This window comes from Staphylococcus sp. T93, from assembly GCF_016743875.1.
Lineage (GTDB): Bacteria > Bacillota > Bacilli > Staphylococcales > Staphylococcaceae > Staphylococcus > Staphylococcus aureus.
In genome coordinates this window covers 1,439,000-1,454,386 of record NZ_CP068247.1, presented here as the reverse complement: position 1 = coordinate 1,454,386, position 15,387 = coordinate 1,439,000, and the positions used below count along the sequence as shown (strand labels likewise).

Sequence of the window (15,387 nt, the reverse complement as noted above, 5' to 3'; positions counted from 1 at the left end):
GTTGCCTGCTACATAGAATGTAGTAGGTAACTTTTATTTATATTTGAATAGATAGATTTATTATGACGTGCAGTGTATGAATCTTGTTTGAGTGTAGAGTAAAGACTTGTATTAATGAAAAATTAAAGTTGTTAAGATGATTTTATTAAAATGTAAGTCAATTCAAATTTTAACAATATAACTCGCTTCGTCCTTTTAGAACGAAGCAAGTTATTAGTTAGTTGAGCACTATTTACTATAGGCTTTGATTGGGTAATGATCTGAAAAATCATTGTAAACGTAGTAATATGGGAACGCATATACATCCCATGGCTTAGGTTTTTCAGTCACAACTTCATTGACTAATTGTTTTGGTTGTTTATGATCTTTATCTGTAAATATATAGTCTAAATGTTCTGGTTTACCATTAGGGTAATTATATTTCGCAATTGAATTTGATTGAGGGTCCCATGTGCTATTATGACCTGCATATAGAACATCATTTACATTCAAGTTTTTAAGCATATCTTTGAACTCTGGAGTGCCTTTATTGACATTAAGGTCGCCACCTATATATACCGTTTCATCTTTAGGGATATTTTTCTTTTTAACAAAATCACTGATTTCTTTCATTTGTTCAGCTCTAATTTTTCGATCATGTCCAGCACCACAACGTGAATCTTCAGATTGTGTATGTGTACCGATAACGTGAACGTTCTTACCATTTTTCTCTATTTTTGTATAAACAAAGCCTTTGTTGCTATCATTATCGAATCCACAACCGCTTTTGAAAACATGCTGGATTTTTTCTTTAATAGGATATTTACTTACAATCGCTACGCCACCATCTTCTGCAACAGTTGATGAGTAGCTACCTTCAGTTTTGTCCCACCCTGATTGAGAACGGCCGAGTACAGGTGTTTGATAAGGATATTCTTTTTTCACATTACTTAATAATTTGTCTGATGCACCATTATCAAATGCTTCATTGAATATTACGACATCATTATTTTTAATATAAGAAGATTGTCCGATTAAATCAGCGCGTTTATATTGCCCCCAGTTTGGATACAAAACGGTCGATAACATATAAACGTTATGACTAACTAACTTCAAATCAGTATCATCTTTCTTAGATTCGGCTTTGGCACTATTGTCAGTAAGTGCACCAACTAATAATAAATTTGCTAATGCAAGTGTTGCAACTTTTTTTAGTGAATTGGATTTTGTTTTTTTCACCATCATTATCACTCCTTTTATATAGCTTACAACAAAATAGATGCAAAATTGATTAACTAAATTTAAATTAATTATTAAATCGAATTTATATTTTTAAGTAAATGTTTTTTGAGTATAAAGATGCTGTAAATATAATCGACAAATCTAATAGGAATTAAGAAATGAATGTTGTTATGACATTTAAGTTTGAAGCTTGGTATAAACAAAACCAAACAACATTTTAGGTATTGTAAATTAATTAGTTAATCAAAATTAAAAGAACTTTTAACAGTGTTAAAAAATTATTGTTAAAGATAATTTATTATTAATATTCAGTTAATTCAAAAAATAGAGAAAGTCTGGCTATAATTAAGTTGCAAATACGAATTACACAAAAAAGGAGAGATAATTTATGAAATTTAAGTCATTGATTACAACAACTTTAGCATTAGGTGTTTTAGCATCAACAGGTGCAAACTTTAATAATAATGAAGCGTCTGCCGCAGCTAAGCCATTAGATAAATCATCAAGTTCGTTACACCATGGATATTCTAAAGTCCATGTTCCATATGCAATCACTGTGAACGGTACAAGCCAAAATATTTTATCAAGCTTAACATTTAATAAGAATCAAAATATTAGTTATAAAGATTTAGAGGATAGAGTTAAATCAGTTTTAAAATCAGACAGAGGTATTAGTGATATAGATTTAAGACTATCGAAGCAAGCGAAATATACTGTTTACTTTAAAAATGGAACAAAGAAAGTTATCGATTTGAAAGCAGGTATTTACACAGCTGATTTAATTAATACAAGTGAAATTAAAGCTATTAATATTAACGTAGATACTAAAAAGCAAGTTGAAGATAAAAAGAAAGATAAAGCAAATTACCAAGTTCCATACACAATCACTGTGAACGGTACAAGCCAAAATATTTTATCAAACTTAACATTTAATAAGAATCAAAATATTAGTTACAAAGATTTAGAGGATAAAGTTAAATCAGTTTTAGAATCAAATAGAGGTATTACCGATGTTGATTTAAGATTATCGAAGCAAGCGAAATATACAGTTAATTTTAAAAATGGAACGAAGAAAGTTATCGATTTGAAATCAGGTATTTACACAGCGAATTTAATAAATTCAAGTGATATTAAAAGTATCAATATTAACGTAGATACAAAAAAACATATCGAAAATAAAGCTAAAAGAAACTATCAAGTTCCATATTCAATTAATTTAAATGGTACATCTACAAACATTTTATCGAATCTTTCATTTTCAAATAAACCTTGGACAAATTACAAAAATTTAACTAGTCAAATAAAATCAGTACTGAAGCATGATAGAGGTATTAGTGAACAAGATTTAAAATATGCTAAGAAAGCTTATTATACTGTTTATTTTAAAAATGGTGGTAAAAGAATCTTACAGTTGAATTCAAAAAATTACACAGCAAACTTAGTTCATGCGAAAGATGTTAAGAGAATTGAAATTACTGTTAAAACAGGAACTAAAGCGAAAGCAGACAGATATGTACCATACACAATTGCAGTAAATGGCACATCAACACCAATTTTATCAGATTTAAAATTTACAGGTGACCCACGTGTAGGCTACAAAGATATCTCTAAAAAAGTTAAATCAGTATTGAAGCATGATAGAGGTATCGGGGAACGTGAATTAAAATATGCAAAAAAAGCAACTTACACAGTACATTTTAAAAATGGAACGAAAAAAGTGATTAACATAAATTCAAATATTAGCCAACTGAATCTGCTTTATGTTCAAGATATTAAAAAGATAGATATTGATGTTAAAACAGGAACTAAAGCGAAAGCGGATAGCTATGTACCATATACAATTGCAGTAAATGGCACATCAACACCAATTTTATCAAAACTTAAAATTTCGAATAAACAATTAATTAGTTACAAATATTTAAATGACAAAGTGAAATCTGTATTAAAAAGTGAAAGAGGCATCAGTGATCTTGACTTAAAATTTGCGAAACAAGCAAAATATACAGTATATTTCAAAAATGGAAAGAAACAAGTAGTGAATTTAAAATCAGACATCTTTACACCTAATTTATTTAGTGCCAAAGATATTAAAAAGATTGATATTGATGTAAAACAATACACTAAATCAAAAAAAAATAAATAAATCTAATAATGTGAAATTCCCAGTAACAATAAATAAATTTGAAAACATAGTTTCAAATGAATTTGTGTTCTATAATGCAAGCAAAATTACAATTAATGATTTAAGTATAAAACTTAAATCAGCAATGGCAAATGATCAAGGGATAACTAAACATGACATAGGACTTGCTGAACGCGCAGTGTATAAAGTGTATTTTAAAAATGGTTCGTCAAAATATGTAGACTTAAAAACTGAGTATAAAGATGAAAGAGTATTTAAAGCAACTGACATTAAAAAGGTAGATATTGAACTTAAATTCTAATCTTTAATTTTATAATAAGGCATCTCACAATCGTGGGGTGCCTTTTACATTTGTAGAGATGTGATGCTTGAATGTTTGAAGTGATTTGCCAAAAGTTATATAAATTGGTTCTATAATAAATCGGACTGATAGAAAAAGTTTTTTACTTTTCATCTGTCCGATTTTTTGATTTTGTTAGGAGAGATGTATAAAACTAATTAGGTATAGTGTTTGACAAGTTGCTGAATAAAATATATCTTATGATACTTTGAAAGAAGGAATAATTTTAAAAATAAAAAACCAATAATCCGAGTCATACTCATCAGATTATTGGTTGAAATTAATTATCTTAAGTCATCAATCGCTTTAGCAATTGAATCAAATACATGTGGGATATCTTCTTTTTCTACACAGCTAAACGCAATACGAATATCTGTTGCATTAAGTGCAATAACACCAATTGAATATTTTTCAATTAAATGTTTACGAAGTTCTTCAGGGTCAACATCATGAACTTTTATTGCCATAAAGTATCCAGAGTTAAAGTCATAGGCTTGCCAATGTGAATGATATTGATCAGCATAGACAACTTCCTTAGTGACTTCATAGCGTTCTTTTAATGTTTGAATATTTTGTTCGATTTCTTTATCGAATTGTTTATTATTTTTTAATACATGCTTAACAGCGCTTTGTGTTGGAAGAGGTCCACTAGAAATGTTACTTCGTATAAGACCTTTTACTTTGGCTTCTAATACTTCTTTAGTTGTTTGATCAGACGTTCCAAATGTCATAAACCCAACACGGAATCCCCATGCGAAAAATTCTTTTGTTGCACCATCTAAACGAACAGGTAATATTGCATTTGAATTTAAATTAGATAATGCAGTAAATAATGATTGAGTATACACATCTTCATAGAATAAACCATAGTATGCGTCATCCACAACAGCTATAACTTTTGTACCTTTATCAGCTAATGCTTTAATTGCATCGACGATGGTAGTCACTTCTTTATGCGTAGGTGTGTAACCTGTCGGATTATTAGGATAATTTAAAATCATAATGACTTTATCTTTATTGTATGATTGTAAAGCTTCTACAAGTGAATCAGTAGTATAATGCCCGTCTTTATCAAAGATAGGATATGTTTGAAGGTTTGCACCATTTCTCGTATTGAAAACAAGTTTGTAATTACCCCAATTATGCTCTGGTAACAAGATAGTGTCACCTTGATTTACAAATAAATCGCCAACTAAAGATAAACCATGTGTTAATGCATTCGTAACAATTGGTAGTGACATGTTGTCGATTGATAGCTCTGGATTGTCACGCAACATTTTTTGTTGCCATAAATCACGTAATTCTTCGATGCCTTGTGGTGGCGCATAAGGGAATATTTCATCTGGAGTTAAATCATTAAACATTGCATCTAAAGATGATGCAAACATTTTTCCGTCTTTGTTTGTCGCCATACCTATAGTTGCATTATATGTTGTACTCTTTGCTTCAGCAGATTGAGATAAAATGCCTTTTGGATAAAACATATTTTGACCTAAGTCAGATAACATTGTAAAGGCAGTTGCATTTGACTGTTGAAGTTGTTCATTTAAGCTTTGGGCTAAAGGATTCATTATTGCTTAACCTCTCTTTAAAAAAATTGTATGCCTATATATTATCTTCAATTATACCAAAGATAAAGTGTTGTTGGTGAATTAACGAATAATATGTAAAATCTGCTGCCAAAATACGAACATATGTTCTGTTTTTATGTTAGAATAGGTGTAGGTCATCCTTCAGTATGATACTTTAGTCGAACGGAGGTGTAGTGTAATGATGTGGTGGCAAGAAGGGATGATGACACTTATTACAGGTGGCTTACTAATTATTTTTCGACTTTGGTTAGAACTGAAATGGAAAAATAAAAAATGATCCTACACACATAAATAACCCCAAGTCTGCTGGTACCAGACTTGGGGTTGTGTAGTATAATTCTGTGGATACACTTAAATAATATCATTGAACACAATATATCGCAATCAATAATCATTTTGATTGAATGGTTTTGTTGCGCTATTTTAGTTGAAAGTGATTAGTACCTTGAACTTTTGAAATTCAATAACTTATTAAAAAAATTTATATTTGTTATAATGTCGATGTTGAGGTGAAATAAATTGAAACATCTAACAAAAATATTTGTAGTACTTGCAATTATTTTATTTATTATTGGTTATTATTTACAAGCAACTAATCATGAAAGCCAAGGTATAAAATTATTATTAGCAGCGATTATGTTTATGATTTGTGCTTTTATAAGTAGAAGTAATGATCGACGTAAAAATAGTAAATAGAATTGACTGTTTAAAACGATTGTTTATGTTGACGCTACGGTTGTCACGTAGAGATTAAAGACATTCGTTTTAGCAGTCTTTTTTATTGAAGTAGACAATGCAAGATTAAATGGTAGTGTCATTTCATTTTATTCAACTGCTAGTAATACAATACTCAGTGTTATTTCTGAAGACTGGTTGATAATGAGACATGCATATTTACAAAACTGTGTATATTGTGTATATTGTATATATACAGAAGTTGATAGGGGGACGTTGATGAAAATAATTTTAAAAAACAATAGTGATTTTCCGATTTATGAACAGATTAAGCAACAAGTAAAACAAAATATTTTAAAGGGACATGTTGCTCCTGGAGAGCATTTGCCGTCAATGAGAGAACTTGCCAAAGATCTTCAAGTAAGTTTGATTACTACCAAACGTGCTTATGAAGATTTAGAGAAAGACGGTTTTGTTACAACAATTAGAGGAAAAGGGACCTTTGTTAAGGAGCAAGATAGTTCTATTTTAAAAGAGAAACAATTTTTTACCATTGAAAATTTGGTTAAAGAATTGGTTAATGAAGCGCAAGCCATCGAAATGTCACTTGAGGAACTGCAGGATATTTTAACGTTCATTTATGAGGAGGAATCATCATGAATGCCATAGAATTAAGTAATGTTAATTATTCAAGTGATCAGTTTAATTTAAAGAATATCTCTTTCAAAGTTCCTCAAGGATTCGTCACTGGTTTTATTGGTAGAAATGGCGCTGGTAAAACCACAATAATAAGGTTAATTATGGATTTGTATCAACCACAAACTGGTGTTATTAGAGTATTAGAAGAGGATATGGCTCTCAATCCGATAGAGTTAAAGAATAGAATTGGGTTTGTTTACTCTGAAAATTATTTTAATGAGAGATGGACTACGAAGCAACTTGAAAAAATGATTGCCCCTTTTTATCGTAAATGGGACCATCAAGTATTTGAATTTTATCTTGAAAAGTTCGATTTACCAATCAATAAATCAATAAAAACATTTTCGACTGGGATGAAAATGAAATTATCACTAGCAGTTGCATTTTCACATCATGCTGAATTGTATATTTTTGATGAGCCTACTTCAGGTCTCGATCCCTTAGCTAGAAATGAGCTATTGGAGATAATTCAGCAAGAATTAATTGATGAAAATAAAACAATATTCATGTCGACACACATTATCTCAGATTTAGAAAAAATAGCTGATTATATCATTCACTTAAGTGACGGTGAAGTTATCTTAAATGGTTCAAAAGAACAACTGTTACAAAGATATCAAGTTGTGAGTGGTGCTATTGAGGACCTTGATGATGAATTAGCATCTCTACTTATTTATGAAGAACATAAGCGTACGGGATTTATAGGATTAACAGAACATGCGCAAGTATTTAAAGAAATTTTAGGTCATAAAGTGAATATCACTACACCTTCTATTGAGAACTTAATGGTTTATCTTGAAAAGAGAAAACCTAAATATCATGAAAACATCAAATTGATGGAAGAAGGTTTTTAAATGAAGGCATTGTTAATTAGGAATTTTAAATTACGACGATATACACTTATCATCTATGTTCTATTATTAACCTTATATCCTTTTTATATAATGCTTGACTCAACAAAGTTCTTTTACTTATTGCAATCTTTTATAAGTCCAACAATATTGATTATTTGGATTTTAGATGCTGGTCACTTATTTAGACTCAATCGTAGATTAGGTGGTAATGATTCATATTATTTTTATATGAGTTTACCAGTGTCAAAAAAACAATTGCTTAATGCCAACTATATTACATGCATTGTTTTAACATTAATTGGAACGCTTGTTATTAGTTTATATGCTTATGAAGCAGATGTGATTGAACCAAATTCAATCTATTTTTCAACTGCATATGCATTTGTCATATCTAACTTCTTGTCTATACCAATTGCATTTAGTCAATTTACAGAATTGCGTAGAGTCAAAGTGCCATATGGTATATACGTGTTTACTATTATCATTTTAGTTCCATTTTTATTTTCAATTGCAATAGTATTGGTGAATTATTTTGTTCTAAGTCAATCATCATTCCCAGATTTATATTCATATATTTTAAATATTGGTTTTCTAATTATAAGCATTGTTATACTTATTGTTAATTATTTTAAACAGCTCAATAAAATAAATACTAGAAAATTTAAAGGAGGCAGTCGATGAAATTAGAACATATTACAAAAAAATACGGCTCAAATGTCGTTTTAAATGATATTGATTTTGACTTTGGCGATAGTAGAATTGTCGGATTAATAGGAAAAAACGGTGTTGGTAAAACAACCGTTATGAAAGTAATGAATGGTAATATTATTAAATTTGATGGAAAAGTAGATATTGATAATGCAGATAATATCGGTTTTTTAATTGAGCATCCTAAATTATATGATAATAAATCAGGATTGTATAACTTGAAATTATTTGCACAAGTATTAGGTAAGGGTTTTGATAAAGCATACACAGACAAAATTATAGATGCATTTGGTATGAGACCTTATATTAAAAAGAAAGTTAAGAAATATTCAATGGGGATGAAGCAAAAGTTAGCAATTGCAGTATCTTTAATGAATAAACCTAAATTTTTAATCTTGGATGAGCCTACAAATGGTATGGATCCAGATGGCTCAATTGATGTGCTGACTACAATTAAGTCTTTAGTAAATGAACTTGATATGAGAATTCTAATATCAAGTCATAAGTTAGAAGATATTGAATTAATTTGTGATAGAGCTGTATTTTTAAGAGACGGACATTTTGTTCAAGATGTAAACATGGAGGAAGGTGTTGCATCTGACACAACGATAGTTACTGTTGATCATAAAGACTTTGATAGAACTGAAAAATATCTTGCAGAGCATTTCCAATTACAAAATGTCGACAAAGCAGACGGACATTTAATGATCAATGCACAAAAAAATTATCAAGTTATACTAAAAGCATTATCTGAATTAGATATTTATCCGAAATATATTGAAACACGTAAAAGTTCATTGCGTGATACGTACTTCAATATAAATCAAAGAGGTGATAAATAATGAGAATTTTAAATTTAGTTAAGTATGATTTTTATAGTATATTTAAAAGTCCTTTAACATATTTAGCGATACTAGTCGTATCTAGTTTGATTGCAACTCAAAGTATACTTATGGCAAATTCGATGGATAACCCGAAACATATTATTGTCTATGGATCTGTATTTGCTGCAGCAAAATGGTTATTGTTAATAATTGGATTAATGTTTGTTGTTAAGACAATTACGCGTGATTTTTCACAAGGTACAATTCAACTATATATGAGTAAAGTTAAAACACGCGTTGGATACATTATTTCGAAAACAATTTCAATTATTTTAATTTCAATATTATTTGCATTAATTCATTATGTGATTTTGATTGTTGTGCAGGCATCTAGTAATGGAAAAAATTTGGCGTTTTCTAAATATGTAGATAATTTATGGTTCTTCCTAATCTTTTTACTATTCTTTGGCTTGTTTTTATTCTTAATCACACTTGCATCACAAAAAACAGCAATGATATTTTCATTAGGTGTATTTTTAGTACTCATTGTACCGTTTATTAAACCTTTTATTACATTTATCCCAAGATACGGTGAAAAAGTTTTAGATGCTTTTGATTATATCCCTTTTGCTTACTTAACTGATAAAATGATTAGCTCTAACTTTGATTTTAGCAATTGGCAATGGGTAATTTCATTAGGTTCTATAGTGATATTCTTCATTTTGAATATCTTATATGTCGCTAAAAAAGACATTTAATAAAAATAATTTTGAGGTTGGGAATTTTAAATTTTCCCAACCTCAAAGTTTGTCTTATTGTAAATTTATTTATTTTCTAATTTATTTAGGATGGAATTATAAACTGCTTTCCAAAATGAAGCGTCAGTTTTATAGCGGTTTGATATAACTAAGTGTGTTTCTTTTTCTAAATCTGCATAGTCTGGATGATCTTTGCTCGGTAATTTATCAGCACGAACATCAGTTACAAATTTTTGGACTTCATTTGCTCTTGGTCCCCAAACTGTTTCTTGTTCGAATTGATCATTCAAGAATACGAAGATAGGAATTGCACGTGATTTACCATTTGTTAAATATTGATCGATCAGTTTTGTATCATCATCTCTATGGAACACGCGTACTTCTAAATTTAATGCTTCACTGATGTGTTTTAGAATTGGGAGATTCATCATTGCATCTCCACACCAGTCTTCAGTAATTACTAATACTTTAGAATAATTCATCTCTTTTATTTTTTTGATGCGTGAATCATCTTCTGGTAACTCAAATGATTGATAGATACTGAGAACGGTATCTTGATTTGTCTTCATTCCATCAATGTATTCATTTAAGGGTTGGCTATTTTTGAAATAAGTTTCTAAATTTGTCATTGTAAAAACCTCCTTTAGCATTTACAACATTATACCAATTTATAGTAATAAAAGGTAATGAAATAAATTAATTGCAAATTCTTTGTTAATTTTTGTTAAGGATGAAACGGGAAGCACCTTATGCTATATTTAAATAAGTACAAAGAAAGGGTGACATCAGTGCGTATTCAAAATCGCTGGGTTGTGTTTATATTATTTTTAATCTGTTCTTTTGGTGTATTAATTGGTTTATATCAATATCGTCATACGAAAACTGTGGATTTGTCTAATCTTGAAATAAACGATATTAAATTAAATGAGAAGTTTGATAAAAAAGGCTATGAAGTAAATAAAAAAATTAAGTTTGATCGTTTTAAATTTTATAACAGTAAAGCTCACCCTGATCTTACCGTTAAAGTGAGAGAAAAGGATAACATCGTTAAGGGGATAATATTAGTAAGAGATGAAAAGATACATACTAATTTTGATGGGGGAATTGGTTCGCCGATAAATAACGCGATTGAAAATCTTGGATTCGGATATAAAAGAACAAAAGTTGGCAATGATTTCTCATCGGTAAAGTATATTGATAGAGATAACCATTTAAAATTAAACTTACTTTATCAAGATTTAGAAATTAAACGTATTGAATTTTTTAGTAAATAGCTTTAGGTCTTAAAGTTATAAAAAACGAATGAATAATTTTATTGGGATGAGTGACCTATATGAACAAGATTACTTATTTAAATGAATTAGAAACAGCACTTGATGCGCTACCTAGGCATTTAAGAGATCAAAAAATGTATGAATATGAACGTTATTTTTATGAGCAAGAACTTAATGGCGTTGATGAAGGGGAAATTTTAAAGAAGTTAAAAGACCCACAAGATGTTGCAGCTGAAACAAAAGCTAGAAGTGTTATTGATTATGCTGAATCTAAACCAACATTTGAAAATATTTCAAGAGCTGTTGCTGCTTCATTAAGTTTAGGCATTCTATCTATTTTTGTCATCCTTATACCAGTATCTATAGTTGGATTATTTGTATTAGCATTATTTTTAATATCACTTTTGCTGCTGTTTTGTCCAATTATTTTATTAGCATCAGCAATATCCAGAGGAATTGTGGACTCAATTAGTAATGTATTTTTTGCCATATCATATTCAGGATTAGGATTAGTATTTATCATTGTCATATTTAAGATTTTAGAATACATTTATCGTTTAATCTTAAAATATTTACTTTGGTATATTAAAACTGTCAAAGGAAGCGTTAGAAAATGAAGAAATTCTTTTTTATTGGGCTTTTAGTGTTTGTTGTCTTTTTTACAGCAGCAACCATTATTTGGTTCAGCTATGATAAAAACAAATATGGTACTAAACAATATGATAAAACATTCAAAGACGATGCTTTTGACAATGTATCTATAAATTTGGATAGTACAGAACTTCGTATAAAACGGGGGAATCAATTTAGAGTTAAATATGATGGTGACAATGATATATTAATTAATATAGTAGATAAGACGTTGAAGATTAGTGATAAAAGGTCTAAGACAAGAGGATATGCAATTGATATGAATCCTTTTCATGAGAATAAGAAAACGTTAACGATTGAAATGCCTGATAAAATGATTAAACGTTTAAATCTATCATCTGGAGCAGGAAGTGTTAGAATCAGTGATGTTGATTTAGAGAACACAAGTATTCAAAGCATTAACGGTGAAGTAGTTATTAAAAACTCAAATCTTGACGCACTAGATTCAAAGACAAATAATAGTTCTACTTATATTAGTAAAAGTAACATTAAAAATAGCAATATTAAAGTTGTTATTGGTACGCTACAAATCGACAAGAGTCAAATTAAACAATCCATATTTTTAAACGATCATGGTGACATTGAATTTAAAAACATGCCATCAAAAGTAGATGCAAAAGCTTCTACTAAACAAGGAGATATTCGTTTTAAGTATGATAGTAAACCTGAAGACACTATACTAAAGCTAAATCCGGGAACGGGTGATAGCGTAGTTAAAAATAAAACATTTACTAATGGTAAAGTTGGGAAAAGCGACAATGTTTTAGAATTTTATACGATTGATGGTAATATCAAAGTTGAATAAATAAAGGATGTAAGCACCGATATTAGGAAGCATAATTTCTCTAATATCGGTGTTATTTATTTGTTGGCAAAAGTTAAGTCGGTATCTATATTGCCAGTAAAGTGAGTGATATTAAGGTCTTGACCATCTAACCATGATTTGAAATCTATTATTTCTGGTGGCGCATTTTCTCCCAATGTAAAATATGCAGTTAATGTTTCAGGTTGATACATTGATGTATGGATGGTGCCAGACCAGCTTTTGAATAGTTTACTGTAAATTTCATACTGAGGATTATTGAATAACTTAAATGCTGTAGTCATATCTAAATTATCATTAGTTTGTGAAATGGTACGCGCCAGTCTTTCTTTAGATTCTTTTGTATAATTACGATTTTCATGTGTTAATATTTCAAAATGATTTGTACATATATTATCATAACGAACATCTATTGATCTCGGTGTCACTTCAACAATTGCATGGTTCAATGATTTGTCCATCAGTATGTAGCTAAATGAGCTTCTGTGTGGTATTTCTTTCAATAATTGGATTGCTTCTGTTACATTTCGGCAATTTTCAAGAATTAGACGACCAATCATATAACATACAAAACCATTTGCTGGTTTCTTCCGGTGCATAAAGTTATAGCCCATAGTTAATCCTGACTCATTCATACCATCCATTCTTCCAGTTACCCTTGATACAGGACCAATTTGAGCTAAACCGCTATCTGTAGGTTGATAAAGTAAGTAGCGACCATCATAAGTTGCAGGGTGGTAATCATAATTTCTAACCATGAAGTCTTTGCCTTGAAAGACCGTGCAACCACTTTCTTTTAAATCGGTAAAACGATAATGTCCAAAGTTTAAAATAATTTGGCGTGTTGGCATTTTGAGTATACTTTGTAGTCCCATTAATTCTTCCCATATTTGAGGTGCGTATGTTTGGAATATTTGATAAGTTTCATTTACATCTATATCGAAACGTGGGACACGTTTTTTCCATTCTTTTTCTCGATTTTTTAGAAGAGGTGTTTGTTGAAGCCATTTACCAGTTTTAACACCTAACTCGAAATGTGAACCTCTAAAAGTCATGATATCTGATGTCACTTGTTGCATATCATCGGCCCCTTTCTTTTTAGTTGTAATATATTGTAAATAAATAGTAATCGTATGTATATTGAATGTCATGTTAAATAAAGTTATATTTTACTAAATGAAATATAAAATTGTTTGAGGTGATTTCTCGGTGTATAAGACTTATCAATCAGTTAAAACATATTTTTATAGATGGTGGGGATATTGAGTTAAAAACTTAAAATCATCTTATCATAAATATCAATCTTAAGTTAGCATTCACGATAATAGTCATTGTTAACATTAGCATATAAGGTCATGTCACGTTGAAACAGAGGTTCCTCGGCATTTTTGAAAATAATCATTAGCTTGCTCACTATATAATTTGATGAATATATTTCGTGAAAGTGGGTATTTATTTAATGATTATTCTATATATGATAGTATAATGAAATGTAGATAGGTATTTAATTTAACAGAGGTGAAATTGAGATGTGGAATTTTATTAAATGTGTGTTTAAATTCGTATTTAGCTTAGTTGCTATTACAACATTAGTTGCTGGTGTTGGTGTAGTAGCATTTGCTTATATCTTTAAAAAAGATTTTGAAGATATTGAAAGAAAAACTAAAGAAATTATTTCTGATATTGAAAGTAAAAATAACTAATAACATTTAGAGGCTGGGACATAAATCCCTAAAAAACAGCAGTAAGATAATTTTCAATTAGAAAATATCTTACTGCTGTTCTCTATTTATACAATACTTCGTATTGAATGGCTTCGCTTTCCTAGGGTGCCGTCTCAGCCTTGGTCTTCGACTGGCACTGCTCCCTCAGGAGTCTCGCCATTAATACTACGTATTAACATGTAATTTTACTTTGAAATACTTTTAAAAAATAAGACACTTTGCCCAACTTGCACATAAATGTAAAATTCAATAAAATGAATTTTCTGTGTTGGGTCCCTTCTTATAATTTAATAAATACCACTAAACTAAATTAACGAGGTGCCTTATGTATAAAAATTATAACATGCCCCAACTACACTACCAATAGAAACTTCTGTTAGAATCCCTCAAAATGATATTTCACGATATGTTAATGAAATTGTTGAAACAATACCTGATAGCGAATTCGATGAATTCAGACATCATCGTGGCGCAACATCCTATCATCCAAAAATGATGTTAAAAATCATCTTATATGCATATACTCAATCTGTTTAATTATGTTCAAAGCATTAAGGTAACAAGACAATATCTAAGATATCAAAGATAGAAATTTTTTGACGTTGTTGCTGATTGTAAACATAACCATCAATTTCATAATTAATAGCATCAATACGATAAATGGTTAAGCGTACTGAATCTACAAAGCCATTATTATAAAATTTAACTTCTACAGGTTGGGCATATTGTAGCGCCTCGTGTAGCCGAATGTTTAGCTCAGCCAATTGATCATCTGATAATACAGGACGTGTAATTTTGTTTTGGTCGATAATGTATTGTTGAATCGTTTCGAATTGTTCGGGTAATGTTGCAAAAGGAGCCCATTTAATCATGCCTCTTCCCATAGGTATATTGTTATCTAGTAATTCTCTTGGAACGTTACGATAATCAGTTTCTTCTTCATAACTTGTCATCCTTAATTCACCCCAATCTGATAATTACATTATACGAACATGTGTTCTATTTTGCAACAAAAATTTTGTGGAAGCATAAACGCGTTAATAATTAATGCTCGTGTAAGTAAAAAAGAGGGATTAATTAAAATCGAATAATGACATATCA

Annotated in this window: 18 protein-coding genes and 2 pseudogenes; 15 read left to right on the top strand and 5 right to left on the bottom strand. The window is 29.7% G+C overall.

Translation table 11 applies throughout. The annotated features are described in order from the left end of the window. Nucleotides 1–228 precede the first annotated feature (228 nt). A complete protein-coding gene (gene sph / locus JG553_RS07160) occupies nucleotides 229–1,221 on the bottom strand; it encodes a sphingomyelin phosphodiesterase (protein ID WP_000239607.1) in 993 nt (330 codons plus the stop codon). A gap of 388 nt (nucleotides 1,222–1,609) precedes the next feature. Here sph and eap point away from each other — a divergent pair. The 3 genes and pseudogenes from eap to JG553_RS13375 all read left to right on the top strand — a co-directional run. Continuing rightward, nucleotides 1,610–3,037, top strand: a pseudogene (gene eap / locus JG553_RS07155) (extracellular adherence protein Eap/Map); the annotation flags it as partial. Between the two features lie 24 nt (nucleotides 3,038–3,061). Further along, nucleotides 3,062–3,364: an MAP domain-containing protein gene (locus JG553_RS13420; protein WP_223200726.1), complete on the top strand. Its 303-nt coding sequence runs from the start codon at nucleotides 3,062–3,064 to the stop codon at nucleotides 3,362–3,364. 10 nt (nucleotides 3,365–3,374) lie between these two features. Then, on the top strand, nucleotides 3,375–3,665 hold the full coding sequence (locus tag JG553_RS13375) for an MAP domain-containing protein (RefSeq protein ID WP_000671712.1): 291 nt from the start codon (nucleotides 3,375–3,377) through the stop codon (nucleotides 3,663–3,665). Nucleotides 3,666–3,988: 323 nt separating this feature from the next. On the opposite strand, the gene JG553_RS07145 is transcribed toward JG553_RS13375, so the two are convergent. Next, nucleotides 3,989–5,275, bottom strand: coding sequence for an aminotransferase class I/II-fold pyridoxal phosphate-dependent enzyme (locus JG553_RS07145; protein WP_001068542.1), 1,287 nt, complete (start codon nucleotides 5,273–5,275; stop codon nucleotides 3,989–3,991). Between the two features lie 199 nt (nucleotides 5,276–5,474). Here JG553_RS07145 and JG553_RS07140 point away from each other — a divergent pair, with 199 nt between their 5' ends. The 7 genes from JG553_RS07140 to pmtD all read left to right on the top strand — a co-directional run bounded on the left by JG553_RS07140 (nucleotide 5,475) and on the right by pmtD (nucleotide 9,814). Beyond that, nucleotides 5,475–5,573 (top strand): Trp-rich small protein, encoded by a 99-nt coding sequence (locus tag JG553_RS07140; protein ID WP_000990056.1) that lies wholly within the window; start codon nucleotides 5,475–5,477, stop codon nucleotides 5,571–5,573. A 242-nt stretch (nucleotides 5,574–5,815) separates the two neighbouring features. Next, entirely contained in the window at nucleotides 5,816–5,992 is a 177-nt protein-coding gene (locus JG553_RS07135) for an SE1626 family protein (RefSeq protein WP_000681968.1), read from the top strand. 258 nt (nucleotides 5,993–6,250) lie between these two features. Further along, nucleotides 6,251–6,631: a PSM export ABC transporter transcriptional regulator PmtR gene (gene pmtR / locus JG553_RS07130; RefSeq protein ID WP_000691584.1), complete on the top strand. Its 381-nt coding sequence runs from the start codon at nucleotides 6,251–6,253 to the stop codon at nucleotides 6,629–6,631. After that, nucleotides 6,628–7,524 carry a phenol-soluble modulin export ABC transporter ATP-binding protein PmtA gene (gene pmtA / locus JG553_RS07125; protein ID WP_000991302.1) on the top strand — a complete coding sequence of 299 codons (897 nt, stop codon included), beginning with the start codon at nucleotides 6,628–6,630 and terminating at the stop codon, nucleotides 7,522–7,524. The genes pmtR and pmtA overlap by 4 nt, the downstream gene beginning before the upstream one ends. Then, a complete protein-coding gene (pmtB, locus tag JG553_RS07120; RefSeq protein WP_000645727.1) occupies nucleotides 7,525–8,205 on the top strand; it encodes a phenol-soluble modulin export ABC transporter permease subunit PmtB in 681 nt (226 codons plus the stop codon). After that, entirely contained in the window at nucleotides 8,202–9,074 is an 873-nt protein-coding gene (pmtC, locus tag JG553_RS07115) for a phenol-soluble modulin export ABC transporter ATP-binding protein PmtC (RefSeq protein WP_000763048.1), read from the top strand. The genes pmtB and pmtC overlap by 4 nt, the downstream gene beginning before the upstream one ends. Further along, complete coding sequence (pmtD, locus tag JG553_RS07110) at nucleotides 9,074–9,814, top strand: phenol-soluble modulin export ABC transporter permease subunit PmtD (protein WP_001221651.1); 741 nt, start codon at nucleotides 9,074–9,076, stop codon at nucleotides 9,812–9,814. The genes pmtC and pmtD overlap by 1 nt, the downstream gene beginning before the upstream one ends. Nucleotides 9,815–9,879: 65 nt before the next feature. Here pmtD and JG553_RS07105 read toward each other — a convergent pair whose 3' ends face one another. Beyond that, a complete protein-coding gene (locus tag JG553_RS07105; protein ID WP_000182842.1) occupies nucleotides 9,880–10,443 on the bottom strand; it encodes a thioredoxin family protein in 564 nt (187 codons plus the stop codon). 120 nt (nucleotides 10,444–10,563) lie between these two features. On the opposite strand from JG553_RS07105, the gene JG553_RS07100 reads away from it, so the two are divergent. Genes JG553_RS07100 through JG553_RS07090 form a run of 3 tightly spaced genes read left to right on the top strand, consistent with a single transcriptional unit; the run spans nucleotide 10,564 to nucleotide 12,544 of the window. After that, complete coding sequence (locus JG553_RS07100; protein ID WP_000966288.1) at nucleotides 10,564–11,088, top strand: membrane protein; 525 nt, start codon at nucleotides 10,564–10,566, stop codon at nucleotides 11,086–11,088. 59 nt (nucleotides 11,089–11,147) lie between these two features. Next, nucleotides 11,148–11,705 (top strand): HAAS signaling domain-containing protein, encoded by a 558-nt coding sequence (locus JG553_RS07095; protein WP_001033971.1) that lies wholly within the window; start codon nucleotides 11,148–11,150, stop codon nucleotides 11,703–11,705. Further along, nucleotides 11,702–12,544, top strand: a complete 843-nt coding sequence (locus JG553_RS07090; protein ID WP_000713072.1) for a DUF4097 family beta strand repeat-containing protein — start codon at nucleotides 11,702–11,704, stop codon at nucleotides 12,542–12,544. The genes JG553_RS07095 and JG553_RS07090 overlap by 4 nt, the downstream gene beginning before the upstream one ends. Nucleotides 12,545–12,600: 56 nt before the next feature. On the opposite strand, the gene JG553_RS07085 is transcribed toward JG553_RS07090, so the two are convergent. Then, on the bottom strand, nucleotides 12,601–13,641 hold the full coding sequence (locus JG553_RS07085; RefSeq protein ID WP_001188077.1) for a C45 family autoproteolytic acyltransferase/hydrolase: 1,041 nt from the start codon (nucleotides 13,639–13,641) through the stop codon (nucleotides 12,601–12,603). A gap of 450 nt (nucleotides 13,642–14,091) precedes the next feature. Between JG553_RS07085 and JG553_RS07080 the strand changes: the two genes are divergently transcribed. After that, a complete protein-coding gene (locus JG553_RS07080; protein ID WP_000267034.1) occupies nucleotides 14,092–14,265 on the top strand; it encodes a hypothetical protein in 174 nt (57 codons plus the stop codon). A 346-nt stretch (nucleotides 14,266–14,611) separates the two neighbouring features. Then, a pseudogene (locus tag JG553_RS07075) lies at nucleotides 14,612–14,820 on the top strand (transposase); the annotation flags it as partial. Between the two features lie 17 nt (nucleotides 14,821–14,837). Here the strand turns inward: JG553_RS07075 and JG553_RS07070 are convergent. Continuing rightward, complete coding sequence (locus tag JG553_RS07070; RefSeq protein WP_000205106.1) at nucleotides 14,838–15,239, bottom strand: YolD-like family protein; 402 nt, start codon at nucleotides 15,237–15,239, stop codon at nucleotides 14,838–14,840. Nucleotides 15,240–15,387 lie beyond the last annotated feature (148 nt).